The organism is Bacillus sp. NP157, from assembly GCA_018889975.1.
Taxonomy (GTDB): domain Bacteria; phylum Pseudomonadota; class Gammaproteobacteria; order Xanthomonadales; family Rhodanobacteraceae; genus Luteibacter.
The window spans coordinates 4,413,953-4,438,128 of the sequence record CP076546.1; the positions used below are offsets into that span (position 1 = coordinate 4,413,953).

Consider the following 24,176-nt stretch of genomic DNA (forward strand, 5'->3'; position numbering starts at 1 on the left):
AGACTTCAGGCCGATCCTAGAGGAGTACCCGCCATGTCGGCTAACCAGACCGTCGACCCCGAAGATATCGCCGAGCTCATCGGCCGCTGCAAGCTGGCCACGTCGGTGAGCGAGTTCCACGGCTCGCTGGTCGGTTACATCAGCGCCGGCGGCGGATTCCCTGCCGGTAACGTGTTGGACGCGCTGCAAATCGAGCCCGATCCCGCGCCGGATACCGAGGAACTGGCGATGCTGGCCCGGCTGCGCCACCAGACCGAAGAGTGGATGGCCGACACCGACCTGAGCTTCATGCCCTGGGTGCCCGATGAGGAATCGCCGTTGCACGAGCGCGTGGAAGGCCTGGCCGACTGGACCCGTGGCTTCCTCGGCGGCTTCGGCCTGGGCGGCTCGCCCGAGGCGGCGAAGGCGTTGAGCGAAGATGCGCGTGAAATCCTCCGAGACATGGCCACGATCGCGTCCACCGAAGTGACCCTCGACGAAGACGTCGACGGCGACGAGGCCTCGCTGATCGAGCTGGAAGAGTACGTGCGCGTCGGCGCACTGACCCTCCACGCCGAAATGGCCGCCCGCCGGGAGCCATCGAGCGACACCCTGCATTGATCGCGCCCGCCGAATACGCCCGGCGCCGCCGGGAACTGATGCGCATGGCCGGCGAGGATGCCGTGCTTATCCTGGCCGCCGCGCCGGAGCGCATGCGCAATTCGGACGCGCCGTGGCCGTACCGGCAGGACTCGGACTTCCACTACCTGACCGGCTTCGGCGAACCCGAGGCCGTGCTGGCACTGCTGCCCGGCCGCGCCCACGGCGAAACCGTGTTGTTCTGCCGCGAGCGCGACGCCGAACGCGAGCGCTGGGACGGCGAGCGCATGGGCACCGACCGTGCCGCCCGCGAGCTCAGGCTGGACGACGCGTTTCCGATCGATGACATCGACGACATCCTGCCCGGCATGATCGAAGGGCGGGCCCGGGTGTACTGCCACTTCGGCCAGGAACCCGACTTCGACTCCCGCCTGCTGGCCTGGATGCGCCGGCTGCGCACGGCGCGCGGTGGCGGCGTGGTGCCGAAGGACCTGGTCGCACTCGGCCACCTGCTCCATGACCTGCGCCTGTTCAAGTCGAAGGACGAACTGGCCCTGATGCGTCGCTCGGCCGAAGTCGCCGGCGCCGCGCACATCGCGGCGATGGCCATGGCCCGACCGGGCGTGGCGGAATACGAGATCGAAGGGGAGATCCTCCGCACCATCCGCAGCCGCGGCGCCGTGCCGGCGTTCCCGCCGACCATCGCGGGCGGGGCGAACGCCTGCATCATGCATTACCAGGCCAACCGCGCCACGTTGCGCGCGGGTGACCTGTTGCTGGTGGATGCGGGCGCCGAAGTGGACTGTTACGCGTCCGACATCACCCGCACGTACCCGGTCGACGGCAGCTTCAGCCCGGCGCAGCGCGCGTTGTACGACATCGTGCACGAAGCGCAGCTTGCCGCGATCGATGCGGTGCGCCCCGGCCGCTCGTTCGCCGATTCGCACGACGCGGCCGTGCGGGTCATCGCCGAAGGCCTTTGCGCGCTCGGCATCCTGAAGGGCGGTGCGCAGCGCGCCATCGCCGACGGCACCTACAAGACGTACTTCCCCAGCAAGACCGGGCACTGGCTCGGCCTGGACGTGCACGACGTCGGCGACTACCGCATCGACGGCGAACCACGCGTGCTCGAGGAAGGCATGGTGCTCACGGTGGAACCCGGGATCTACGTGCCGCCGAACGACAAGGGCGTGGCAGAGCAGTGGCGTGGCATCGGCATACGCATCGAAGACGACGTGGTCGTGACCCGGGGCGCACCCGAGGTCATGACCGCGATGGTGCCTCGCTGACGCGCGACCGGATCAGCCCAACAACGCAAACGCATCCCGCGTCAGGTTCTCCGGCTCGCCGGTGGTGCAGACCACGTCGTCTTCGATGCGAATGCCGCCGTACTTGCGGAATGCATCCACCTTCGCCCAGTCGACCTCACCGGACATCGGGCCGTTCTTCAGCTCGGCCAGCAACATGTCGATGAAATAGATGCCTGGTTCGATCGTCACCACCATGCCGGCTTCCAGCTTGCGGGTGAGGCGCAGGTACGGATGGCCTTCCGGTTTGGCGATGGTGCCGCCGGTTTCCGAGGCCTGGAAGCCGCCGACGTCGTGCACCTGCATGCCGATGCCATGGCCCAGGCCATGCGGGAAGAACACCGACGACACGCCGGACTCCACGGCGCTTTCGGCGCTCATGCGGATGAAGCCGTGTTCGCGCAGCACGCCGGCGAGCACGTGGTGGGCGTGGACGTGCAGTTCCGGATAGCTCTGGCCATCGCGGACCATGGCCACGAACGAGCGCTCGGCGGCATCGACCGAATCGATCAGTGCCTGGAATTCGCCGAACCCCTTGCCCGCGTAGGTGCGGGTGATGTCGCTGGCATAGCCTGCCGCGCTGGCGCCGGCATCGATCAGGAACGAACGGCTCTCGGCCGGCGCCTTGCGATCGAAGTTGGTGTAATGCAGGACGGCGCCGTGCTCGTTGGTGCAGACGATGCTGGAGTACGGCAGTTCCGCATCGGTCTGGCCCACGGCCGCGAGGTAGGCCTGGTGGATGCCGAGTTCGCTGGCGCCCGCGCGGAACGCCTGCTCGGCGGCACGATGGCCACGCGTGCCACGACGGCTTGCTTCGCGCATCAGCTCCAGCTCGTATGGGGTCTTGTACGCGCGGTGGTAATGCAGGTGGTCGATCACCGCCGTCGGGTTGTTCGGCTGGACCTGGTCGGCGCCGCAGTGCTGGTCACCGATGATCGCGCTGCGCGACAGCGTGGCGGGGAGCGCGGACAGCGCATCGGCGGCCTTGCGCACCGTGACGATGTCGAAATGCTCGACCCAGTAACCGGTCGGCGCTTCGGGCACCACGTGCCAGTAATCGTGCGGTTGCAGGAACACCAGCTTCGGCTTGTTCCCCGGCGTATAGACCAGCCAGCTACCCGGCGCGTCGACCAGTGGCAGCCAGTGCTTGAAATGCGGGTTGACCACGAACGGATAGTCCTGGTCGTCGAGGAACTTGGTGATCGGTCGGCCGGCCGGGACGACAAGGTGGTCGAAACCGCCACGCGCCAGCGCGGTGTCGGCGCGCTCGCGCAAGGTGGCGAGGTGTTGCGGATACAGCGCGGCCAGCGCGTCGTTCATCGTCGATCTCCGGGGGATGGGGAGTGGGAAAACCCCAATGGTGCGCCTACGCCGCGGAGAACACCACGGTGAAATCGCCGGCCAGGTCGCCCAGGCGCTGGCGCAGGGCCATCGCGGCGTGGTCCTGGCCGTCGAGGAAATGGCGCAGGTGCACGCCATGCAGGCTGATCGCGAAGTGGCCCACGGCGAAGTCGTGGCCGGGCGACTGCCAGGTGGTCAGCGGTGTCCAGGTCGAGCAGGCCGGGCAGGCGACGAAGGCCGAATCCGGCGCGTCGCACCACACCGACAGTGCCTCTTCCAGCGCGTCGCTGCCTTCGTCGCCGGGAGCGAGCGTGGCGCGGCATTGCGGGCAGCGGATGGTGAAGCTGCCGTCGTAACGGCAGAAGATCCCGTTCTCGCGACCGCCGTCGACCATGTGCGCGCCCTGGCCGTCGACCCGCCAGCGGTGCCCGCTGGCATGCAGGCCAATGGCGAAGATGCCGGTGTCGACGCTCAGCGGAAGGTCGAGCAGGGCGAAGGGCGCGTCTTCGCCTTCGTTAGGGCGCGGCGCGATCGTGCCGTCGCCGACCAGCTTCAGGTAAAGGCTGTTGGCGGCCGCGGCGGCGTCGTCGCGTTCGAGGTCGGTGTCGACGAGGAGGGTGGTGGGGTGATTCATTGGCGCGATGGTCGCCCTGCGTGGCGCCCGGGTAAAGCGCCACCGATGGTTACCGTTCAGTCGGCCGGCGGCCCGATCCACTCGTCGATGGCACGGACGTCGTCCTCGCTGCCGGAGATGATCCGGTAACCCGACCAGAACTGGCCAGCCGAGGCGGCCGGTTCATGCCACTGTTCCTGGATGCCGATCACCACCGCATGCTCACGGTGCTGGGCGTCCGGGAGGTGGAAGGTGACCTGGTGCACGGCGCCCGTGCGCGGCTCGCGCGTGCCCAGCAACATCATGCCGGTGGCCGACAGGTTGCCGAGCTGGCCGAGCACTGCGTCGTTCATGACGTCGACGACGGGCATCGGCGAGCTGGCACGCTTGCGCGGGGCGCGACGCTGTTCGAATTCGGATTTCATGCGCGACCCGCCATGCGTTCGTTGCTAACCCGTTCGCGTCGCAACGCGCGGGCGACGGCCTGCCACGCGCGATCGATCAGCGGCGTGCGTTCTTCGCGCCACTCGTGGGCTTCGCCGGTGGAAACCAGCCTGGCCAGCCGGGTCAGGTCCATGTCTTCGCTGCGCATGCCGCGCTGGTTCACGAACAGGCAGCGGCCCGTGGACGGGGAGAACCAGGCCAGCTTGCGCCGGACCACTTCGCCATCGGGCTGGGTGAATTCGAACCACGAGCCGAAGCGCAGGCTGGCAAAGCCTTCGTAGACGGCCTGCGCCGCGGGGTCCAGGGCGGTCGGTTCGACCGTTGCCACGGGTTCGCCGTGCGCCGTGCCTTCGCCCAGGCGTGGACGCTGCTTGAGGCGCATCGCCACGTCGGTGCTGGTGAGGTCGTCGTCGGTCTGCTTCTGCTGGGCCGGCTCGAACAGGCCGGCAGCCACCTGGGCGGCTTCCGACGGATGCATGCCCAGGTGTTCCAGGCCGCGCTCGACTTCCTGGCGCAGCTTCTGGCGATCGGCCACGGGCCGGCGACCGAGCAACTGGTCGGTGACGCCGAGGCAGTGCAGGTAGGCTTCGCCGGTCTCGCCGCCGCGCAGGATATGTAGCGCAAGTACGTCGGCCCAGGTCCGCTCCAGCAGGATGCGCAGCACCCCGCGCGGCACGGTACCGCTGCCCATCCGCTCGCCCATCACTTCGGACGCACGCTGGCGTGCGCGCTCGAGGCGATCGCGGCCTTCCATCGCTTCGATCTGGCGGCGCTCGGCGACATGCGCCTTGCGCGACAGCTGGGCGATCTGCTGTTCGATGTCGGCACGCCAGGCCGGGTCGATGACCTGAGCGGTGCTGGCTTCTACGACCAGGCGCTCGAGGCGATCCACCAGGTTCGCGTCCGGCTCGCCTTCCGCCGAATCCAGCCAGTGGTGGGCGGCTTCGCTCACGGTGTTGAGCAGCTGGCGTGCCGGGTGTTCCGGCTGGTCGAAGAAGCCGCGATCGTTCACCGCGGCGCGCAGCATCGGCCACTGCAGGCCGCCAAGCACGGCGCGGCCGGCGCTGGTGGCGCCCAGCTGCTGGCTGAGGTTCTGGAACAGCATGGCGGTGAGTTCGACCGTGTCGCCCTGTTCCAGGGTGAGTTCGGCCGGCGGCGAACCTGCCGGGCGGCCGCGGTTGAGCTGGGCCAGCAGTTCGTCGCGCAGGGCGCCGGCGCTGCGGATCTCGCGCTGCGCGGCGTCGGTGACTTCGCTGACGTGGCCCTGCAGGGCGAGCAGGGCGGTCTGCAGTTCGTCGTCCGAGGCCAGCCGGCCCGGCGCGAAGCCAGCGCCGCGGCCGGTCTGGGCGCGTTCGGCCAGCAGGCGGCGCAGGCTTTCCAGCACGCCGATGTGGCCTTCGGTCCCGCTCGGGGCGGTGCCGGTGGCTTCCGTCGCGGCCGGCGCTTCGCCGGGACGGCCGCGCCGTTCGGCGGCGGGCGTGCTGGTGACGCGGACGTTCGGGTAGACGCGGAAGCCGGGCAGGATGCCGCGGGTCCGGTAGTGTTCGTTCAGGGCGCCGTAGAAAGCTTCGCTGTGGCCGAGCACGCGGGTGTCCACGGCCTGGAACAGGATCAGCCGGTGGGCGGGTGCCAGGGGCATGTTTTCCATGGCGGCCTGCAGCGCGGCGGTCAGTGCGCGCGGGCCGGCCGGCAGGGCGTCGCCTTCCAGCGGCGGCGTGCCGGAGAGCACGGCCAGCCGGTAGCCGAGTTCGAACAGGCTGCTGGCGCTGCGTGCCTCGGCGCGCGCGGCCATGCTGGACAGGGCGTCGGTCTGTTCCTGTTCTTCCGGATCGACCAGGCTGAGGTTGAGGCCGCCGTATTCCGTGCTGGCCGGGCGGTTGTCGGTGGACTCGCCGAGGCGGCGGAATCGTTCGGACAGGTGCGCGGCGAAGCGGTTGCGGAAGGCGGGGCCTTCCCGCTGGACAATGCCGCGGCTCTCGAAGCAGTCCTGCTGCTCGAGGTGGTTGCGGCTGCTTTCGGCGATGGCGAACATGCGCTGGTCGAAGTCGCGGAGCGATTCGCGCAGGGGCATGTCGAGCCAGGTCAGGCATAGGGATAACCCCTGTTGTGCCTCGCGTTCGGCGCGCGGCGACAGGGCGACGGGATACGGACCCGTCCGACCGAACGGCGGCGTGCCTGAAGAACTCATGAGTTAGGCCCCTCCCCGGCCGTGTCGTAAGTTTAGATGGGGGTCACATCTGTGCGCCAGCTTTTATGCGAAGGGCATTAGGTCTAGTCCAACGGACGTATGGCCAGCCCCGCTTCCGCGCGGCGCTCGGGCGTGGTCGCAGGAGCAGCGCTCGGGCGTGGTCGCAGGACCAGCCCTGGGCGCCCACCCTCGCTGCTCAGACAGGTCCTCCGCGTTCGATAAGGTTGGCCGCAGCCGCGGCCCATGTACTTATTGGCCTACGGCCGCTCACTTGTGCGGAACTCGCCTCGAGGGTGGGCGCCGAGGGCTGTTCTCGCAGCTCGCGCGCGACATGTGGGAAACCGGCCTGGGGCCTGACCCGACGCTGCTTGCCGTTGTAGGAGCGCGCCTGCGCGCGATTGGCCAACAGGGCGGTGATGATGGAACTTGATTCACCGATCATGCGAACGCCGTCGAATCACATTGAAATGATGATCTCGGGCGCTGTTACCTGCTGTGTTTTGGCAATCCCCAATCGCGCGCCGGCGCGCTCCTACAACGGCGGCCGTCCAAACCAGCGTGCGGCAACGTGGAAGAAGAGCCCTCGGCGCCTACCCTCGAGGCGAGTTCGTGGCGGCGAGGGGGCCGGGCGGAAGAAGCCCGAAGGGGGCCGGCCACGATGGCCGGCCGTTCTTGTTGAGGCAGGATGCCGAATCAAGAACCTCCGCCCGGCACCCGGTGCGCGGCCGCAGGCCAATAAGAAAACGGGCTGCGGAGCAGCCCCTCCCTATCGCACGCCAGAACGCTGTCTGAGCAGCGAGGGTAGGCGCCGAGGGCTCTTCCTGCGACCACGTACGAACGCCGCGCGGAGATTGGATGTGACGGCACATCCAATCGCGCGCAGGCGCGCTCCTACACAGCCGGGGGGCGTGAGGTGGCCGGGTCAGGCCATGAAGGCTTCGATGACGTCGTTGAGGAAGCGTTGGCCCTGGGCGGTGGTGCGCAGGGTGTGGGGGTCGTGGTCGACCCAGCCTTTGCGGCGGACGTCGGCGAGGGCGGTGGCGATGGCTTCGGCGGGGAGGCCGGTGCGTTCGGTGAAGTCGGCCATGGGGACGCCGTCGACGAGGCGGAGGGCGTTGAGCATGTATTCGAAGGGGAGGTCGGCGGGGGCTACGAGGTTGTCGCCGCCGATCCGCGTGGGGCCGCCGGCGGCGTGGAGGTAGGCGGCGGGGAGGCGGGTCTTCCAGCGGCGCTGGACGCCCTGGGGACCGCTAACCTTGCCGTGGGCGCCGGCGCCGATGCCGAGGTAGTCGCCGAAGCGCCAGTAGTTGAGGTTGTGCTGGCAGCGCCGGCCGGCCTGGGCGTAGGCGGAGACTTCGTACTGGCCGTAGCCGCCATCGGCGAGCCGGGCCTGGCAGGCTTCCTGGATCGCCCAGGCGGCGTCGTCGTCGGGCAGGGGCGGCGGATTGGCGGCGAAGGCGGTGTTGGGTTCCAGGGTGAGCTGGTAGTGCGAGATGTGGGTTGGCCGCAGGGCCATGGCTTTTTCAACGTCGTCGATGGCGCCGGCCAGGTCTTGCTGGGGCAGGGCGTACATCAGGTCGATGTTGATGTTGTCGATGCCGGCATCCTGGGCCTGGCGAACGGCGTCGGCGGCTTCGTGGGCGGAGTGGATCCGGCCCAGGCGGTGCAGCTTGTCGTTGTCGAAGCTCTGCACGCCGAACGAGATCCGGTTGATGCCCGCGGCGAGGTAGCCGTGGAAACTGCCGTGTTCGACGGTGCCGGGATTGGTCTCCAGCGTGATCTCCGCGCCGCGTGCGAACGGCAGGCGCTCGCGTGCACCGGCGAGGAAGCGGCCGATCAACTCCGGGGTGAACAGGCTGGGCGTGCCGCCGCCGAAGAACACGGTCTGGACCGCGCGGCCACCGATGGCCTCGCCGAAGTCGCGCAGGTCGCCATCCATGTCGGCCAGCAGCGTGTCCACGTAGGTGGCGTATTCAGGCGTGCCGCGCACGCCGTGCGAATTGAAGTCGCAATACGGACATTTGCGGACGCACCACGGCATGTGGACGTAGAGGGACAGCGGCGGCGACAGGTCGGTCATGCGAGTTCGGCGAAGCGCGCCTTCAGCACCTCGAGCGCCTGGCCACGATGGCTCAGGCGGTTTTTCAGCGCCGGTTCGATCTCGGCGGCGCCCAGTTCGGAGCCGTCGGGCAGGAACAGCGGGTCGTAGCCGAAGCCACCTTCACCGCGCGGGGCGGCGAGGATGCGCCCGTGCCAGCGGCCTTCCGCGATCAGCGGTGCCGGGTCGTCGGCGTGGCGCAGCAGCACGAGCACGGCGATGAAGTACGCGCCGCGTTTTTCCGCCGGCACGCCGTCCAGTTCACGCAGCAGTTTGGCGTTGTTCGCCGCGCTGTCGCCATGCACGCCGGAGTAACGCGCGGCGTACAGGCCGGGCGCGCCATCCAGGGCATCCACGCAGATGCCGGAGTCGTCGGCCAGCGCGGGCAGGCCGGTGGCGCGCGCCGCATGACGCGCCTTGATCAAGGCGTTCTCTACGAAGGTCAGGCCGGTCTCGTCGGCATCGCTGACGCCCAGCGCGGTCTGCGGCACGAGTTCGACGCCGGTGCCGGCGAGCAGCTGTTCGAGCTCCACCACCTTGCCGGCATTGCCCGAGGCCAGGACGATGCGCATCAGAGGCCCTCCGCGAATTCCGCCGCGTAGCTGACCCGGCCGGCATAGCCGGCGAGCCCGTCGACGGTGAGCGGCAGCACCTGGAACGCGTTGCCGCCTTCGAACGCGTCGTGCAGGCCATGCGCCGAGGCCTTGGCGAAACCGAACTTGGCGTAATACGCCGGCGAGCCGAGCACGAACACGGCGCGCGCGTCGGCGACGAAGCAGGCGCCGATGCCTTCTTCGATCAGCGCATGGCCGATGCCCTGGCGCTGGTGGTCGGGATGTACGGCGACCGGGGCCAGGCCCAGGGCCTTGCCGTCGTCGCCGTCCTCGACCGTGAGCGGCGAGAACAGGACATGGCCGATCACGGCATCGTCGTCGTCCACGGCGACCAGCGAGATGCTGGCCTTGCCGCCGTCGACCAGCCGGCGCACGAGGTCACCCTCGGCCGGGCGACCGAAGGCGGCATGGTGCACGGCGACGATCGCGTCGAGGTCGTCCGGCAGCGCGGCGCGGATGTCGGTCACGGTGCCGACTCCAGTGCGGCGCGCTGGGCCAGCACCAGCTCGCCGATGCCCTTCGAGGCAAGGTCGAGCAGGGCATTCATTTCATCGCGGCGGAACGCATGGCCCTCGGCCGTGCCCTGCACTTCGATGAAACCGCCACCGTCGTTCATCACCACGTTCATGTCGGTATCGCAGTTGGAGTCCTCGGCGTAGTCGAGGTCGAGCACCGGCACGCCCTGGTACACGCCGACCGAGACCGCGGCGATGGCGCCGAGGATCGGGTTGCGCTTGATCGCGTTGCGCTTCATCAGCGAGCTCACGGCATCGACCAGGGCGACGTAGGCGCCGGTGATCGCCGCGGTGCGGGTGCCGCCGTCGGCCTGGATCACGTCGCAATCGAGGGTGATGACGCGCTCGCCCAGGGCGGCACGGTCCACGCAGGCGCGCAGCGAGCGGCCGATCAGACGCTGGATCTCCATGGTGCGACCGCCCTGGCCGCCTCGGGCCGCCTCGCGCTGGGTGCGTTCGGTGGTGGCGCGGGGCAGCATGCCGTACTCGGCGGTGACCCAGCCCTCGCCCTTGCCGCGCAGCCAGGGCGGAGTACGTTCTTCGACCGAGGCCGTGCACAGCACCTTGGTATCGCCGAAGCTGACCAGGACGGAGCCCTCGGCGTGGCGGGTGTAGTGGCGTTCGATGCTGACGGTGCGCAGTTGGTCAACGGCGCGGCCGCTGGGGCGGGAAAAGGTCATGGGGAGCCTGATTTGGGCGCGGGCGGTGGGTCAGTTTACCATTGCGGCCTTTCCCGCCGCGCGAGCGAAGCCCCCATGATCCGCAGCATGACTGCCTACGCCTCCGCCGAGAGCGCGGGCCCGTCCGGTACGCTCACCTGCGAACTGCGCACGGTGAACCACCGTTACCTCGAAATCAGCCCCCGCCTGCCGGACGACCTGCGCAGCTTCGAAAGCGCCCTGCGCGAGCGCATCGCCGCCCGGCTGTCCCGCGGCAAGGTGGACGTGACCGTCCGGCTGCGCAGCGAGCAGGGCAGTGGCGACGGCCTGCGCATAAACGGCCAGGTGCTGTCGCGCCTTTCCGAGCTGGCGCTGGACCTGGAGCAGCGCTTCCCGCGCATGCAGATCGAATTCACCGAGCTGCTGCGCTTCCCGGGCGTGATGCAGCAGCCGGAGGCCGATGCCGACCAGTTGCAGGCGGCCCTGCTCGACGTGCTCGACCGGGCGCTCGATGCCCTGTCCGACACCCGTGGCCGCGAGGGTAGCAAGCTCGGTGAGATGCTGCGGGAACGCCTCGACGGCATCGACCGGATCGTGGGCGATGTCCGCGGCTGGATGCCGGAGATCCGCACCGCATTGCGTGCCCGCCTCGAAACGCGCCTTGCCGACGTCCGCCAGCCGGTGGATCCGGGCCGTCTCGAGCAGGAGCTGGTCCTGCAGATCACCCGCGTCGACGTGGACGAGGAGCTCGACCGCCTCGCGACCCACATCAGCGAGGCACGCCGCGTGCTGGCGCTCAAGGAGCCCGTCGGCCGTCGCCTCGACTTCCTGATGCAGGAATTCAACCGCGAAGCCAACACGCTGGGTTCGAAGTCGGTCGACTCGCGCACGACCAACGCCGCGGTGGAGCTCAAGGTGTTGATCGAGCAGATGCGCGAGCAGGTGCAGAACATCGAGTAGGGCTTTTCTGTCGCGATGCGCTGGCTTCGGCCTACGCGAGTGACAGGGCGATCGCGGATGTGCGGATGGCGGCGGGCAGCCCAGTATGGAAAGCCCCCCACTCGCCAGGACGGAGCCGTGATCCCCGCGTTTGATAAATCAGGTTTCTTGCCGCCCTTCCTCGACAATGCGCTCTCGACGGAAAGGCGGTCGCCTTACCCCACAACGATTTTCGAAATGGCAGACCGCTTCGGAAGCACGCGCCCGCGGCGAGCGCTGCTGCGCGGACTCCTCAATTACAGGCGGCATCTGCGCGAGTTCGGGATGCGCGACGGCCTTCAGTGGATTGATGGGAGCTTTGTAGAAGATTCGGAGAGCAAGCGTGGGCGGCCGCCTTTCGATATCGATATCGTGACGTTCACACCGTTTACCACGGTGCGATCAACCACGATGCAGGCAATAGAAGCGATTCGATCCAATACGCAGCTCTTTTCACGCCAGAGCGTGTTGGCTACGTACGGCTGTGACGCCTACATTGTCGATACCGCAGTGTCGCCTGATCGAATCATCAGAGCCGCTAGCTACTGGACCAATGTTTTCGGTCACGAGCGGGTCACCGGGAAATGGAAGGGCATTCTGCAATTAGAAATGAACGATGGATTTGATCTAAAGGAATATCAGGAGGCAATCGATGGTTTGGCACACTGAAGTGGCTTGGGCTCGTTCTAATCTTGGGGCACTGCGGGGCATGCTCGCTGACGCCGTGAAAGATGGTGATTTTCTCGCCGAATTCCAGTTGGTCGAGCGAGTCGCAGATCAAGAGAGAGAGCTTCGCGAACTCGAGGAGAGTCCATACGAGACTGGCGAGCTATCGGTCTACATGCGCGGCGATCCCATGATTTGCGGCGTGGGCGTAGATACAGCCTTCATATTCAAGGCGATGGATGCCTTTCAGCATCTCATTCTTCGAATGGTCACTGTCGATGCCAGCAACCTGACTGAAATCCGTGAGGTACCGAAACTGCTGCTCATTGGCTACAACCAAAGCGTAAGCGGATTCGTGCTGCGCGAATGGATCCCCGATAAGGCGCCCGCTACGTCGCGGATGAAAGCAGCGATGGCACGCGTCATCGATTTGCTGGCTATCGCTGGCGACCCAAGCCCAAGCCGTACGGACCTTCTCTCTCTTGGTGAATCGGGTGTGCAGCCGGAACTGGAAGCGTTGGTTGTCTCACTCAGCGATAGCGGAGCGTCGCTTGAGATGGTCGAAAGGACACGGCGAGCCGCGCTTTCGATTTCGGATCTCCGGAGGGCGAGAGCTCGTCTGGTATGTGTTCCGTCTCTATCGGTTGCGGCTGATTTCGTCGCGGCGTAAGTCCATCCATTGGCGGCGGGGCTCCGCCCTTGCGGGCTCCGCTTAAGGGATACCGGGCGAGGCCGCCAGCTACGGGGTGACCATGCCTTTATTCACTGGACACGTCGCCACTCACGTTGGATCTTCTGGACGAAAGACGCGGGGCACCGGGCGCGCTGTTTTCTCGTTGATGCGAGCAACGCCTACCGGGTCTCAATACACGCCTACCACCAAGGATGATCCAATGTGCCGTCGCCTGATGAACGTCGTGCTCTTGTCCGCGATTCTTGCGGTACCAGTCCTGCATGCCGCGCCTTCCGGGCAGGCCGCACCGGCAAAGGCAGCCGCTGAGGACGCCTTGCGGCAAACCGTCGTCGCGCTGGACACCCAGTTCTTTGCCGCGTTCAACACCTGCGACAAGCCAGGCCAACTCGACAAACACGCCGCCATGCTGGACCCGAACCTCGAGTTCTACCATGACAATGGTGGTGTCACGTGGACGCGGAAGGACTACGTTGAACGCACGCACGACCATGTCTGCGGCAACTTCCGCCGCAAGCTCACGCCGGGCACCCTCGAGGTTTATCCAATCAAGGATTTCGGCGCGATCGAAGAGGGCGAGCAGGAATTCTGCGACTTCAAGTCCGGAAAGTGCTTTGGGGCCGCGAAGTTCATGCTTGTCTGGCACCAGACGCCCGCCGGCTGGGTCGTCACCCGCGCATTCAGCTATGGGCACCACGCGCTGTAGTAATTCGCCGCGCCACGCAGTACGGGTTGCCAGCGCTCATGCGCCCGGTGTCGTGAGGCGATCGCGCAAGGATTGACGCCGCGTTGCGCGCGCCGGACAGTAGCGACACACGCGGCACTCCTTCCGCGGCAGGGGACAATCCATGGCGGGACATCACACGAACGGAATCGGTCGCTGGCGCCATGCGCGCGGCTCTCGGTGGTTAAGGTCGGCATGCTTGTGGCTCGCACTGCTTGTCCTCGTCGCCACGCCGGCGATGGCTGCCTCGGCAGGCACGGATTCCTCGCCGATGCCGTTCGGGCCGTGGACCTTCGGCATGACGAAAGACCAGGTCACGGCGATCACCGACCACGGTCCTTACAAGTCTTTCAGCAACGGCGACCTTGAGACGTATGCGGGCACCTTCGACGGCAAGCCGGCCAACGTGCAGTTCTATTTCAGGGACGACAAGGTCGTCCGGATGGAGGTCCTCCGCTACGAGGGAAAGAGCGCAAAGGATGCCGCCCGGGCGTTTGGCGATACGTTCGGCGTGCTGCAGTCGCTGTATGGGGCCATCGAAACGTCGCAGATGGCCAGCCCGACGCCTGGCAAACCCATGGACGCGGAAGGGCTGGTTGCCGCCTCCGCCACCCAGGTCGACCTGCATGGAAAGGCGCAGATGGCACCGGTCAAGCAGCCCCCGGGGGCGTTTGTCTTCTCGACGTTCCGCAAGGACATCGTTCAAGGCGACGTGTATTTCTACGTCTATGTGATGTACGACCCGCCGCAGCGCTGATGCGCTTGCGCGATTGCCGACGCGTCGCGCACGACGACGCTGGCCTCGATACAGCGTCGCGCAACGGCATGGCATGTGCACAACGTCACATGCCATGGCCCATCTCGCGGGCGATGGCAAAAACTGCCAAGTCCATCACCGCTGCGGACATCCATGCCGGATGGCCGTCCGATGTCGTGCGTATGTAAGCCGCCTGTCATCCGTGCTCGCGAAATTAGATCGATCTAAACCGCGACGAGAACGAGATAATGCGATTTGCCGGCCATGCGCCCGAGGCAACGGGCAGCCACGGGTTGTCGACTGAAAACATGCGCGGCGGCCTCGTGCCGACGCGACTGGCGAGCCCGTTGCGGAAGGCGAGTGCCCTGAGCGTCGCGCTCTGCCTTGCGCTGGCGGCACCGTATAGCCATGCCGGGGAAACCGGCGTTGCGACAGCGACAGAGACAGCCACCGCCACGGCCACCGCCGCGACTGGCGATGCCGATGCCGCCGACGCGGCCGCCCGGGCGGCGAGAAAGAAATCCGCCGACGGCGCAACGACCCTCGATGCCATGAATGTCGCCGCCACCACGGTGGTCAACGACAACGAACTGGCCAAGAAGAAGAACGCCAGCGTGCTGGTCGACTCGATCGACCGCGACAGCATCCAGGTCCACGCCCAGGACGATTCGATCGCACAGCGCCTGATGCTGGCGCCCGGCATCAGCGTCACCCGGGACGAAGACCAGCCGCGCTACATCACCGTGCGCGGCATCGAATCCAACCTCAATAGCACCACGCTCGACGGCATGACCATGGCCTCGGTGGGCGACGAGGGTGGCGGCGCACGCTCGATCAACCTGCAGCTGATCCCCAGCGACATCGCCGATCGGATCGACGTCTACAAGACGTTCTCCGCCGAGCAGAACCCCGATGGCATCGGCGGTGCGATCAACCTCGTCAGCAACAGCGCCTTCGATTTCGCGAAGAACACGCTGCACGTCGACGCCAACGTGAACCATCACGACCTCGAGAACGACGGCGGCCACAACGCCCAGCCGAAGACGCGCTCGCTGTTCGGCGACGGCGTGAACGCGAAGTACTCGACTATCTTCGGCGCCGACGACGAATTCGGCATCACCGTGTCGGCCCGCCACCAGGCCTACAACGCGAACCAGAACAAGCTGTTCCAGACCTCGCAGTACTTCTACGACGAGGCCGGCGCGAACATCGCCGGCCCGAACGCCGCCAGCGGCTGGAACGGCCTCGCTGCGCCTTACAACATCGCGTACTACGCCGACGATCGCCGGGTGAAGACCTACGGCGGATCGGTCAAGCTGGAATGGTGGCCGGCAAACGGCCCGGTACGCGCCTCGCTGATGGCCTACGGCTACGGCATGGAAGAACAGCGCACCGAGAACGGCTTCGAATTCGACGCCGCCAAGTCCGTATCCGGCCAGACGGCGACCACCGGCACCACGCCTGTTCAGAGCCTCAACGCCATCTTCGGCAACAAGAACTGGGCGCGTAACAACCAGGGCCTCATCGGCAACGTGGAGTGGCGCGGGGATGACTCGTTCCTCCGCTTCACGGGCGGCTACAGCCGTGACCGGGTCAACGTCGACCAGGCCAACATGAAGCTCACGGCCACGCCCAATGGCGACCCGAGCATGGCCTACGCCTCGGACGGCCGCGGCGAAATCTTCAACATGACCACGCTCGCCGACCCTTCGATCATCGGCAACTCGGCCTACAAGGTCAGCAGCGCCAATACCCAGCAGACCCAGGGCGTGGCCGGCCTGGGCGACGCCCGCGTGGACTTTGCGAAGAATACCGACGCTGGCGCGCAGGGCTTCGGCATCGCCGCAGGCGCCGAGTACAAGCGCATGCACGTGGCTACGGATTACACCCAGCAGGTCTACGCCAATGGCGCCGACCTGACCGGCGACCTGTATAGCCCCGGCAACTTCGTCTTCCCGAAGGCGGTGTACCCGCTGCCGTTCTTCGATTACCCGGCGTTCCTCGCCAAAGGCGGCTGGTCGACGCTGCCGCTCAATGCCACCTCGTCGCTCTACAACAGCCAGGCGTCCGACTTCGGCTACAGCGAAAAGGTCAAGGACGCTTATCTTTCGCTGCACTACGCCACCCCGGTCGTCGAAGCCGTGCTGGGCGTCCGCTACGACGACACGACTTATGTCGCCGACACGCCGACGATCAACAACGGCGTGGTGGCTGGCAAGGCGAAGAGCGAGGGCAGCTACCACTACCCGCTGCCATCGTTGAACGTGACCACCCACGTGACCGACGACACCAACGTCCGGGTGAGCCTTAGCCGCACGATCGGGCGGCCCGTGCCGTCCAACATCGCCCAGGCGCAGGTCGAGACATGCGGCGACAATGCCGAATGCACCATCTCCATGGGCAACCCGCAGCTGAAGCCCGAGAAGTCGTTCAACATGGACGCCTCCATCGAGCACTATTTCAACGACGGCAAGGCCTACGCCTCGCTGGCGTGGTTCAAGAAGAACATCCAGTCGGACATCGTCAGCGTCAGCAGCGAAGCCACCGACGAGTTCGGCCGGCTGGTGACGATCGTGCGGCCCGAGAACGTGGACGATTCGAGCGTGCAGGGCATGGAATTCTCGCTGGTGAGCCGGGACATGGCCCTAGCCGGCCAGCGCTTCGACCTGATGTTCAACGCCACCCACATGGACGGGCAGATGAGCTACACCTCGGCCACGGGCCCGCGGACGATCTACCAGCTGCTCAACCAGCCGCGCAATATCGCCAACCTCGGCGCGACCTGGCACCTGCCCTGGCTGGATAGCCGGCTGACCCTCACCGAGAACTTCACCGACCGGTACCTGATCACGATCGGGGCGAATCCGTGGCAGGATCGCGGCTTCCGCCAGCGCTACGTCACCGATGCGTCGTGGGATGCCACCTTCGACGACCACTGGTCGGCCTCGCTCAGCGCGGCCAACCTGTTCGGCAAGGACCAGTACGAAACCGTCGGCGACCATTACCAGTACATGCGCAACCTCAACAACTACGGCCGCACGTACTACCTCCACGTGAAATACGACCTCAACTGACCCGGGCCCGCCATGACCACCTCACTTCGTCGCCCTCGCCGGATCGCCCTGGCACTCGCCGTGGCCATCGCGACCATGGCCGGCCCCGCGCTGGGCTGGGGCCACCGCGGCCATGCGGTCATCGATCGCACCGCGGTGGAAAGCCTGCCCGCCGACGGCCCCGTGTTCCTGCGCAACTACCTCGGCTTCATCGAGGATTCGTCCACGCTTCCGGACGACTGGCGCGACGACGCCACGCCGTTCTCGAAGATGGAAGAAGACCCCAACCACGGCTGGTTCGAGGAGCAGTTCGCGTTCCTGCATCCGATCCCGCGTTCACGCTTCGAGTTCATCATCGCGCTGGACAAGGAGCAGCAGCGGCTTGCCGCGGCGCATTCGCCCGAGGCGGCCAGGACCAATGTGCGCTGGACCGGCACGCTGCCCTACGCGCTGGTCGAGGTCTACGGCCACCTGGTCACGGGCTTCCGGTCGTATCGCGAGCAGCAGGCGCATGGCCAGGACACGGCGCACATCGAAACCGCCTGCGCGATGTATGTCGCGTGGATGGGCCACTACGTGGGCGACGGCGCCAACCCGATGCACGTCAGCATCCACCACAACGGCTGGCAGGGTCCCAACCCGAACAACTACACCCGCGATCCGAAGGTCCACGGGCGGATGGAAAGCAACTTCGTCGACGCGATCAGGCTCAGCGACACCGACATCCTCAAGCAGGTGAAGCCGCTGGACCCGATCAACGGCGATGTCTTCGATGCCGTGCTTGCGTACCTCGACGAGTCGCACTCGCACGTGGAGAGGGCCTACCAGATCGACAAGCGTGGCGGCTGGGCGGAGCCGGGCGACAAGGAAGCCCGCGACTTCATCTACCAGCGCACCGCGACAGGTGCGGGCATGCTGCGCGACCTTGTCTACCGCGCATGGCGCGAGAGCGCGTTGCCACGCACCCCACATGGCACGTCGCCAACGGATAGCGCCAATCCCAACTACAATCCCGAGACCGGCTCGGCGCCTGCCGAAAGGTCGCCGGGCGTCTAGCCAGGGAGTTGGACGATGTTGAGCACGATTGGAAAAGCCTGGATCGTCATGTCATGTGCGTTGAGCGTGGCGACGGTGTGCGCGGCTACGCAGGACGGGATCCAGGAGCATGGGGCGATCAAGATCAGGCCGTCGTATCAAGCCTGCCTTGATGCGACAGGCGGCGTGACGCCCGCCCTCAAGGAGTGCATGAGCTCCGAATTCAGCTACCAGGACAAGCGGTTGAATGTCGCCTACAAGAAATTGATGGCTTCGCTCGCTCCCGGCGACAGGGCGACCCTGCGTTCCGAAGAGCTGGGATGGATCGGCATGAAACGATCACGCTGCGACGCTGGCGCCGAGGCGGGGCAGGCCGACGAACTGGTCGCCTACGACTGTGCCGTCGTCGAAACGGCCAAACGCGCGACGGAGCTTGAGGACCGAGGCGCAAGGTAAAGCGGTTGTCTCGGCCCGTCGAGGCTGCACCACTCGCCCGCCGAAGCTGGGCCGTGTCGTGGCCACGCGCCCAGGCACTTGACCCACGCACGCCACGACGGGCTAGCATCACGGGTCCGCCAGGGGTCAACGAACCATGCCTGTTTCCTACCGCGCCGCGCTCGCCGTGCTGGGCTCATCGCTTTACCTTGCCAGCGCGCATGCCGCCGACACGGAGCAGGCGCGCTGGCAACGCGAGGCCGCCGCGACCTCGATCACCCGTGACGACTGGGGCATCGCACACGTCCACGGCAAGCGCGATGCGGACGCCGTGTTCGGCATGGCGTACGCGCAGGCCGAGGATGACTTCAACCGGGTGGAGACCAATTACCTGGTTTCGCTCGGCCGCCTCGCCGAAGCCGAGGGCGAGCCGGCGCTGTGGAAAGACCTCCGCCAGAAGCTGTTCGTCGACGACAGCCAGCTGAAGGCGATGTATGCGCGCAGCCCGGCCTGGCTCAAGGTCCTGATGGACGGCTGGGCCGATGGCCTGAACTACTACCTCGCCACCCATCCCGACGTGCATCCACGCGTGATCACCCACTTCGAACCGTGGATGGCGCTGAGCTTCTCCGAAGGCAGCATCGGCGGCGATATCGAGCGGGTGTCGACGAAGGACCTGCAGGCGTTCTACGGCAAGGATCCCGTGGGTGCCCTGGCCCAGGTGACGCCGCCGTCCAGCTGGGCGGAGCCGACCGGTTCCAACGGCATCGCCATCGCGCCGAAGCTCACTGCCGACGGCCACGCCCTGCTGCTGATCAACCCGCATACCTCGTTCTTCTTCCGCTCCGAGCTGCAGATGTCCAGCGACGAAGGACTCGATACCTACGGTGCGGTGACTTGGGGCCAGTTCTTCATCTACCAGGGCTTCAACCGGCACATCGGCTGGATGCACACATCGTCGGGCATCGACGTCGTCGACGAATTCGCCGAGACCATCGTGAAACAGGGCGGCAAGCTGGCCTACCGCTACGGCGATGCGCTTCGCCCGGTCAGCACGCGCGAAATCGTCGTCATGGTGAAGGGGCAGGGCGAACGCCGCTTCACCACCTACGCGACCCACCACGGCCCGATCGTTCGGACCCAGGGCGACAAGTGGATCGCTTTCGCGCTGATGAACAAACCACTGGAAGCCTTGCAGCAAAGCTGGCTGCGCACGAAGGCCAACGACTACGCCGCGTACATGAAGGTCGCCGAGCTGAAGGCGAACTCGTCGAACAACACCATCTACGCCGACGACAAGGGCAATATCGCCTACCTGCATCCGCAGTTCATCCCGAAGCGCGACGATCGTTTCGACTATACGAAGCCGGTCGACGGCAGCGATCCGGCCACCGACTGGCAGGCCCTGCTCCCGCTGGACAAGGCGCCACGGCTGTTCAACCCGGGCACCGGCTGGATCTTCAACACCAACGACTGGCCATATTCCGCCGCCGGCCCGGACAGCCCGAAGCAGGCCGACTTCCCGAAGTACATGGACTCGGTAGGCGAGAACCCGCGCGGCATCCACGCCACGCGCGTACTCACCGGCCAGCATGATTTCACCCAGGCCTCGTTGCTCGCGGCGGCCTTCGATACCTACCTGCCCGCGTTCGAACGCCAGCTGCCGGTGCTGATCGCGGACTACGACGCGCTACCGGCGAGCGAACCGCTGAAGGCGAAGCTGCGCGGGCCGGTCGGCCTGCTACGGGCGTGGGATTACCGCTGGGGCATCGCCTCGATGCCGACCACGCTCGCCGTGTTCTGGGGCGACATCCTCTGGGACAAGGCCAGCAAGGACGACACGCAGGAGGGCCTGAGCATCTACGACATCATGGCCGGCAAGGCGGGCCCACAGGCTCGGTTGCAGGCACTCTCCGATGCCGTGGATCGCCTCGAAAAGGACTTCGGCAGCTGGGGCGTGCCGTGGGGCGAAGTGAATCGCTACCAGCGCAACGACGCGGCGATCGCCCAGGTCTTCGACGACGCGAAGCCGAGCATCCCCGTGCCGTTCACATCGTCGCGCTGGGGCTCGCTCGCCTCGTTTGGCGCGCACCGCTGGCCCGGCACGAAACGCTACTACGGCACCAGCGGCAACAGCTTCGTCGCCGTCGTCGAATTCGGGCCGAAGGTGAGTGCCCGCGCGGTCACCGCCGGTGGCGAGAGCGGCGACCCGGCGTCGAAGCACTTCAACGACGAAGCCGAGCGCTACACCACCGGCAACCTGCGCAAGGTCTATTTCTGGCCCGAAGACCTGCAAGGCCATGTCGAACGCCAGTACCACCCGGGTGACAAGGAAACCGCGCCATGAGCCATCGCCTGCTTGCCCTTGCCGCATGCCTCGCCTGTGCCGCCTTCGCCGCGAATGCGGACGACATGCCGAAGCCTGCCAGCCACCCCCTGCTGCTCAAGGCCGACCGCGTCTTCGATGCGCGCGACGAGCAGGCGCACGCGGGCTGGGTGGTGCTGGTGCAGGGCGACAGGATCGCCGCCGTGGGACCGGAAGGGCGGGTGGCCGCGCCGCCGGGCACCGAGACGCTCACGTTCCCCGGCATGACACTGCTGCCTGGCCTGATCGACGCGCACTCGCACATCTTCCTGCACCCGTACAACGAAACCCTGTGGAACGACCAGGTGCTGAAGGAAACGCTGGCCTTCCGCACCATCGAAGCAGTGAAGCACGCTCGCGATACGCTGATGGCCGGCTACACCGCGCTGCGTGACCTCGGTACCGAGGGTGCCGGCTACGCCGACGTCGACGTGCAGAAGGCGATCGACAAGGGCCTCATCCCCGGCCCGCACCTGTTCGTCGCCACGCGCGCGACGGTCGCCGCGCATTGCTACGGTCCGGGCCCGCTGGGTTTCCGCGAAGACATGGACCTGCCACAGGGAGCGATCCCCGTCAGCGGCGTGGCACAGATGGTCGACGCCGTCCGCGACCAGGCCGCGCACGGCGCCGACTGGATCAAGCTCTACGCCGACTACCACTGCGGCAAGGCGAGGGGCTCGTCGCCGACGCTGACGCAGGAGGAATTGAATGCGGCGGTGGACGTCGCGCACTCGCTCAACCTGCCCGTCGCCGTGCATTCGAGCACGGCCGAAGGCATGCGCCGCTCGGTGATGGCCGGCGTCGACACCATCGAGCATGGCTACGACGGTACGCCGGAAGTCTTCGCGCTGATGAAGAAACACAACGTGGCCTACATGCCCACGCTCGAGGCAAGCGCCGCCTACGCCGAATACTTCAGCGGCTGGAAGCCGGGCGCGCCGCCCACCGATGCGATGAAGACCTCGCAGCAGGCATTCAAGCGGGCGCTGGACGCGGGCGTGACCATCGGTGCGGGAAGCGATGTCGGCGTGTTCCCGCACGGCAGCAATTACAAGGAACTGGAGTGGATGGTCCGCGACGGGATGAGCCCGGCCAGGGCCTTGCTCGCCGCGACGGCCATCGACGCGAAAGTGCTGCGCCAGCAGGACCACATCGGCCAGCTTCGCGCCGGCCTCGATGCCGACATCATCGCCGTGCCGGGCGATCCCACGAAGGACATCTCCGTCCTGTCCAACGTCCCCTTCGTGATGAAGGGCGGGGCGGTGTACAAACGGCCCTGACGGGGCATACTCCGCGCAATCACACCCACAGGGACGTCGCATGGAAGGCGCGGGTTACATCTGGCTCGGCGATCCGGACGGCCGCAAGCAGGCATACGGCGAAGACGTGCTGCGCGATGGCATCGCGCACGGGAAGGTCGATGCCGCCGCGCTGGCATGGCGCGAGGGCATGGCGGGCTGGCAACCGCTCTACCGCGTGCTCGGCATGGCCGCGCCGGCCGGCTTGCCCGGGACGGACGTCGAAGGCGAGCAGGCCTTGCGCGACGCCCTTCCGGAGCCGCCCGGCCTGCACTGGACCTGGTTGCTCCTCCTCATCGTCGCGACGCTGGGTTTCGGCGGGCTGGCCTGGGGGTTCGTCCAGGCACGCTGGATACGACGGATCGATCCGGCCAACAAGGCAGCGTGGCTGCTGGCGATCGCGGCACCTTGCTGGGCGATCCATCTCTATTACCTCTCCACGCTTCCCTGGGTTGCACCACCCCTGCCGCCGCTCGGCCTGATGTTGCTCGAGGTGCCTGCCGCCATGGGCGGCACGGCGTGCGTGCTGCTCGCATGGTTCGCCATGGCAAGAAGCCTGCGCCGCCGGCTGCCCGCGTACGGCCTGGTGCCCGATATCGACAGCGCGTACGTCATCTTCTTCAACGTGCTCTACATCCAGGGCCAGCTGCGCTGGATCCGGCGCTGGCGGCATACCGGCGACACGCTGCCAAGGCCGCCGCGGCTCATCCTGTGGCTGGTCATGGCCGTGGCCTGCGTGGGCCTGGTCGCCTTGCAGGTAGCCAACACGATACGCATGGCACGGGAGATGGCTCCCGTGCCAGCGCCGCATGCCGTCAGGCAATGCCCACGCCCGTCTCCTTCTCACTCAGCTCCCACAACGCGTCCGCCGCATCCGGATCGATAGCGTAGGGGCGCACGCCGTGCAGGTTGCGCAGGTCTTCCGCGGCCACGGTGGCATCGTCGAGCATCGGTGCGATGTCGCTGTCTTCCAGGTAGAGGCCGCCCTTGCCGTCGAGCATCGGGCTGGTCGCCGCCCACACGCTGGTCGCCGCGCCCTGCGCCACGCTCTTCATGCCGCGCGCCAGGTCGACCACCGGCTTGCCCTCGTCGTCGATCGCGCCGAAGTTGCGCATGTCGTCGACGCTCATGTAGCGGGCCAGGTCGGTCACGATCGCGCCGGGGTGTAGCGAGAACACCCGGATGCCATCGGCCTTGCCGCGCGCATCGGCGCCCACGGCGAACAGGATGTTGGCCGTCTTCGACTGCCCATAGCCGAGCCACGGATCGTAGTCGCGGCGTTCGAAATGCACGTCGTCGAACACGACCGGCGAGTAGCGATGCCCGCGCGAAGACACGGCGACGACGCGCGCACCCTTCGCCCGGCGCAACGCGGGCCACAGCCGCGCGGTGAGCTGGTAGTGGCCCAGGTGGTTAGTCGCGAACTGGCGCTCGTAACCGCGTGCATCGCGTTCGAGCGGGCAGGCCATCACGCCGGCGTTGTTGACGAGGATGTGCAGCGCTTCGCCGCGGTCGAGCACCTGCCTTGCGAAAGCGTCGATCGAGGCCGGGTCGGCCAGGTCCATCGGCAGCACGTCGATGCCGGCTTCGCCGTCGAGGGCCTTGCGCGCCTTGGCCATGTCGCGGGCCGGCACGATCACGCGGGCACCGGCGTCGCGCAGGGTGCGGGCGGTTTCCAGGCCAAGGCCCGCGTAGCCGCCGGTCACGATGGCGTTCTTCCCGGTGAGATCGAGGCCGGCGATGACGTCGGCGGCGGTGCTGGCAGCGTTGAAACCGGAGGGGATGGGGGTCTGCATGGGAGGCTCCTTGGTGGGTG

The 24,176-nt window shown here is 67.0% G+C and carries 22 protein-coding genes; 13 read left to right on the forward strand and 9 right to left on the reverse strand.

Annotation, left to right across the window (positions count from 1 at the left end):
• Positions 1 to 33: 33 nt before the first annotated feature.
• Together KPL74_19995 and KPL74_20000 are read left to right on the forward strand one after the other, a co-directional pair.
• Positions 34 to 600, forward strand: a complete 567-nt coding sequence (locus KPL74_19995) for a UPF0149 family protein (protein ID QWT20017.1) — start codon at positions 34 to 36, stop codon at positions 598 to 600.
• Complete coding sequence (locus tag KPL74_20000; protein QWT20018.1) at positions 597 to 1,868, forward strand: aminopeptidase P N-terminal domain-containing protein; 1,272 nt, start codon at positions 597 to 599, stop codon at positions 1,866 to 1,868. The genes KPL74_19995 and KPL74_20000 overlap by 4 nt, the downstream gene beginning before the upstream one ends.
• A 12-nt stretch (positions 1,869 to 1,880) precedes the next feature.
• Here KPL74_20000 and pepQ read toward each other — a convergent pair whose 3' ends face one another.
• From pepQ to rph, 8 genes are all read right to left on the reverse strand, one after another.
• Positions 1,881 to 3,206, reverse strand: a complete 1,326-nt coding sequence (gene pepQ / locus KPL74_20005; GenBank protein ID QWT20019.1) for a Xaa-Pro dipeptidase — start codon at positions 3,204 to 3,206, stop codon at positions 1,881 to 1,883.
• A gap of 46 nt (positions 3,207 to 3,252) precedes the next feature.
• Positions 3,253 to 3,861: a hypothetical protein gene (locus tag KPL74_20010; protein ID QWT20020.1), complete on the reverse strand. Its 609-nt coding sequence runs from the start codon at positions 3,859 to 3,861 to the stop codon at positions 3,253 to 3,255.
• Between the two features lie 56 nt (positions 3,862 to 3,917).
• The gene (locus KPL74_20015; GenBank protein QWT20021.1) at positions 3,918 to 4,265 is read right to left on the reverse strand and encodes a PilZ domain-containing protein; all 348 of its coding nucleotides are present in this window, start codon (positions 4,263 to 4,265) and stop codon (positions 3,918 to 3,920) included.
• A complete protein-coding gene (locus tag KPL74_20020) occupies positions 4,262 to 6,472 on the reverse strand; it encodes a DUF1631 domain-containing protein (GenBank protein QWT20022.1) in 2,211 nt (736 codons plus the stop codon). The genes KPL74_20015 and KPL74_20020 overlap by 4 nt, the downstream gene beginning before the upstream one ends.
• Positions 6,473 to 7,394: 922 nt before the next feature.
• Entirely contained in the window at positions 7,395 to 8,552 is a 1,158-nt protein-coding gene (gene hemW, locus KPL74_20025; protein QWT20023.1) for a radical SAM family heme chaperone HemW, read from the reverse strand.
• Entirely contained in the window at positions 8,549 to 9,142 is a 594-nt protein-coding gene (rdgB, locus tag KPL74_20030; protein QWT20024.1) for an RdgB/HAM1 family non-canonical purine NTP pyrophosphatase, read from the reverse strand. Before rdgB ends, hemW begins: the two co-directional genes overlap by 4 nt.
• Positions 9,142 to 9,651 carry an N-acetyltransferase gene (locus KPL74_20035; protein QWT20025.1) on the reverse strand — a complete coding sequence of 170 codons (510 nt, stop codon included), beginning with the start codon at positions 9,649 to 9,651 and terminating at the stop codon, positions 9,142 to 9,144. Before KPL74_20035 ends, rdgB begins: the two co-directional genes overlap by 1 nt.
• Positions 9,648 to 10,379, reverse strand: coding sequence for a ribonuclease PH (rph, locus tag KPL74_20040; GenBank protein ID QWT20026.1), 732 nt, complete (start codon positions 10,377 to 10,379; stop codon positions 9,648 to 9,650). The genes KPL74_20035 and rph overlap by 4 nt, the downstream gene beginning before the upstream one ends.
• Positions 10,380 to 10,454: 75 nt before the next feature.
• On the opposite strand from rph, the gene KPL74_20045 reads away from it, so the two are divergent.
• The 11 genes from KPL74_20045 (at position 10,455) to KPL74_20095 (ending at position 23,246) form a co-directional block, all read left to right on the forward strand.
• Positions 10,455 to 11,318 carry a YicC family protein gene (locus KPL74_20045; GenBank protein QWT20027.1) on the forward strand — a complete coding sequence of 288 codons (864 nt, stop codon included), beginning with the start codon at positions 10,455 to 10,457 and terminating at the stop codon, positions 11,316 to 11,318.
• Between the two features lie 117 nt (positions 11,319 to 11,435).
• Complete coding sequence (locus tag KPL74_20050) at positions 11,436 to 12,005, forward strand: hypothetical protein (GenBank protein QWT20028.1); 570 nt, start codon at positions 11,436 to 11,438, stop codon at positions 12,003 to 12,005.
• Between the two features lie 40 nt (positions 12,006 to 12,045).
• On the forward strand, positions 12,046 to 12,672 hold the full coding sequence (locus KPL74_20055; GenBank protein ID QWT20029.1) for a hypothetical protein: 627 nt from the start codon (positions 12,046 to 12,048) through the stop codon (positions 12,670 to 12,672).
• A 223-nt stretch (positions 12,673 to 12,895) separates the two neighbouring features.
• The gene (locus KPL74_20060) at positions 12,896 to 13,399 is read left to right on the forward strand and encodes a nuclear transport factor 2 family protein (protein ID QWT20030.1); all 504 of its coding nucleotides are present in this window, start codon (positions 12,896 to 12,898) and stop codon (positions 13,397 to 13,399) included.
• 217 nt (positions 13,400 to 13,616) lie between these two features.
• A complete protein-coding gene (locus KPL74_20065) occupies positions 13,617 to 14,174 on the forward strand; it encodes a hypothetical protein (protein ID QWT20031.1) in 558 nt (185 codons plus the stop codon).
• Positions 14,175 to 14,422: 248 nt separating this feature from the next.
• On the forward strand, positions 14,423 to 17,248 hold the full coding sequence (locus tag KPL74_20070; protein QWT20032.1) for a TonB-dependent receptor: 2,826 nt from the start codon (positions 14,423 to 14,425) through the stop codon (positions 17,246 to 17,248).
• Between the two features lie 12 nt (positions 17,249 to 17,260).
• Positions 17,261 to 18,283, forward strand: coding sequence for a hypothetical protein (locus KPL74_20075; GenBank protein ID QWT20033.1), 1,023 nt, complete (start codon positions 17,261 to 17,263; stop codon positions 18,281 to 18,283).
• Between the two features lie 15 nt (positions 18,284 to 18,298).
• A complete protein-coding gene (locus tag KPL74_20080; protein ID QWT20034.1) occupies positions 18,299 to 18,718 on the forward strand; it encodes a DUF1311 domain-containing protein in 420 nt (139 codons plus the stop codon).
• A 136-nt stretch (positions 18,719 to 18,854) separates the two neighbouring features.
• The gene (locus KPL74_20085; protein ID QWT20035.1) at positions 18,855 to 21,044 is read left to right on the forward strand and encodes a penicillin acylase family protein; all 2,190 of its coding nucleotides are present in this window, start codon (positions 18,855 to 18,857) and stop codon (positions 21,042 to 21,044) included.
• Entirely contained in the window at positions 21,041 to 22,342 is a 1,302-nt protein-coding gene (locus KPL74_20090; protein ID QWT20036.1) for an amidohydrolase family protein, read from the forward strand. Before KPL74_20085 ends, KPL74_20090 begins: the two co-directional genes overlap by 4 nt.
• Positions 22,343 to 22,382: 40 nt before the next feature.
• The gene (locus KPL74_20095; GenBank protein ID QWT20037.1) at positions 22,383 to 23,246 is read left to right on the forward strand and encodes a DUF4339 domain-containing protein; all 864 of its coding nucleotides are present in this window, start codon (positions 22,383 to 22,385) and stop codon (positions 23,244 to 23,246) included.
• On the opposite strand, the gene KPL74_20100 is transcribed toward KPL74_20095, so the two are convergent.
• A complete protein-coding gene (locus KPL74_20100) occupies positions 23,176 to 24,156 on the reverse strand; it encodes an SDR family NAD(P)-dependent oxidoreductase (GenBank protein QWT20038.1) in 981 nt (326 codons plus the stop codon). The genes KPL74_20095 and KPL74_20100 overlap by 71 nt on opposite strands.
• Positions 24,157 to 24,176: the final 20 nt, after the last annotated feature.

Excerpts from the sequence above, each read along its gene's own strand:
- KPL74_20010 (QWT20020.1), bottom strand. The coding sequence starts at position 3,861 with ATGAATCACCCCACCACCCTCCTCGTCGACACCGACCTCGAACGCGAC.
- rph (QWT20026.1), bottom strand. The coding sequence starts at position 10,379 with ATGACCTTTTCCCGCCCCAGCGGCCGCGCCGTTGACCAACTGCGCACC.
- hemW (QWT20023.1), bottom strand. The coding sequence starts at position 8,552 with ATGACCGACCTGTCGCCGCCGCTGTCCCTCTACGTCCACATGCCGTGG.
- KPL74_20095 (QWT20037.1), top strand. The coding sequence starts at position 22,383 with ATGGAAGGCGCGGGTTACATCTGGCTCGGCGATCCGGACGGCCGCAAG.
- KPL74_20100 (QWT20038.1), bottom strand. The coding sequence starts at position 24,156 with ATGCAGACCCCCATCCCCTCCGGTTTCAACGCTGCCAGCACCGCCGCC.
- KPL74_20060 (QWT20030.1), top strand. The coding sequence starts at position 12,896 with ATGTGCCGTCGCCTGATGAACGTCGTGCTCTTGTCCGCGATTCTTGCG.
- KPL74_20080 (QWT20034.1), top strand. The coding sequence starts at position 18,299 with ATGTTGAGCACGATTGGAAAAGCCTGGATCGTCATGTCATGTGCGTTG.
- KPL74_19995 (QWT20017.1), top strand. The coding sequence starts at position 34 with ATGTCGGCTAACCAGACCGTCGACCCCGAAGATATCGCCGAGCTCATC.
- rdgB (QWT20024.1), bottom strand. The coding sequence starts at position 9,142 with ATGCGCATCGTCCTGGCCTCGGGCAATGCCGGCAAGGTGGTGGAGCTC.
- KPL74_20055 (QWT20029.1), top strand. The coding sequence starts at position 12,046 with ATGCTCGCTGACGCCGTGAAAGATGGTGATTTTCTCGCCGAATTCCAG.
- KPL74_20020 (QWT20022.1), bottom strand. The coding sequence starts at position 6,472 with ATGAGTTCTTCAGGCACGCCGCCGTTCGGTCGGACGGGTCCGTATCCC.
- KPL74_20070 (QWT20032.1), top strand. The coding sequence starts at position 14,423 with ATGCGATTTGCCGGCCATGCGCCCGAGGCAACGGGCAGCCACGGGTTG.
- KPL74_20085 (QWT20035.1), top strand. The coding sequence starts at position 18,855 with ATGCCTGTTTCCTACCGCGCCGCGCTCGCCGTGCTGGGCTCATCGCTT.
- KPL74_20015 (QWT20021.1), bottom strand. The coding sequence starts at position 4,265 with ATGAAATCCGAATTCGAACAGCGTCGCGCCCCGCGCAAGCGTGCCAGC.
- pepQ (QWT20019.1), bottom strand. The coding sequence starts at position 3,206 with ATGAACGACGCGCTGGCCGCGCTGTATCCGCAACACCTCGCCACCTTG.
- KPL74_20075 (QWT20033.1), top strand. The coding sequence starts at position 17,261 with ATGACCACCTCACTTCGTCGCCCTCGCCGGATCGCCCTGGCACTCGCC.
- KPL74_20045 (QWT20027.1), top strand. The coding sequence starts at position 10,455 with ATGATCCGCAGCATGACTGCCTACGCCTCCGCCGAGAGCGCGGGCCCG.
- KPL74_20090 (QWT20036.1), top strand. The coding sequence starts at position 21,041 with ATGAGCCATCGCCTGCTTGCCCTTGCCGCATGCCTCGCCTGTGCCGCC.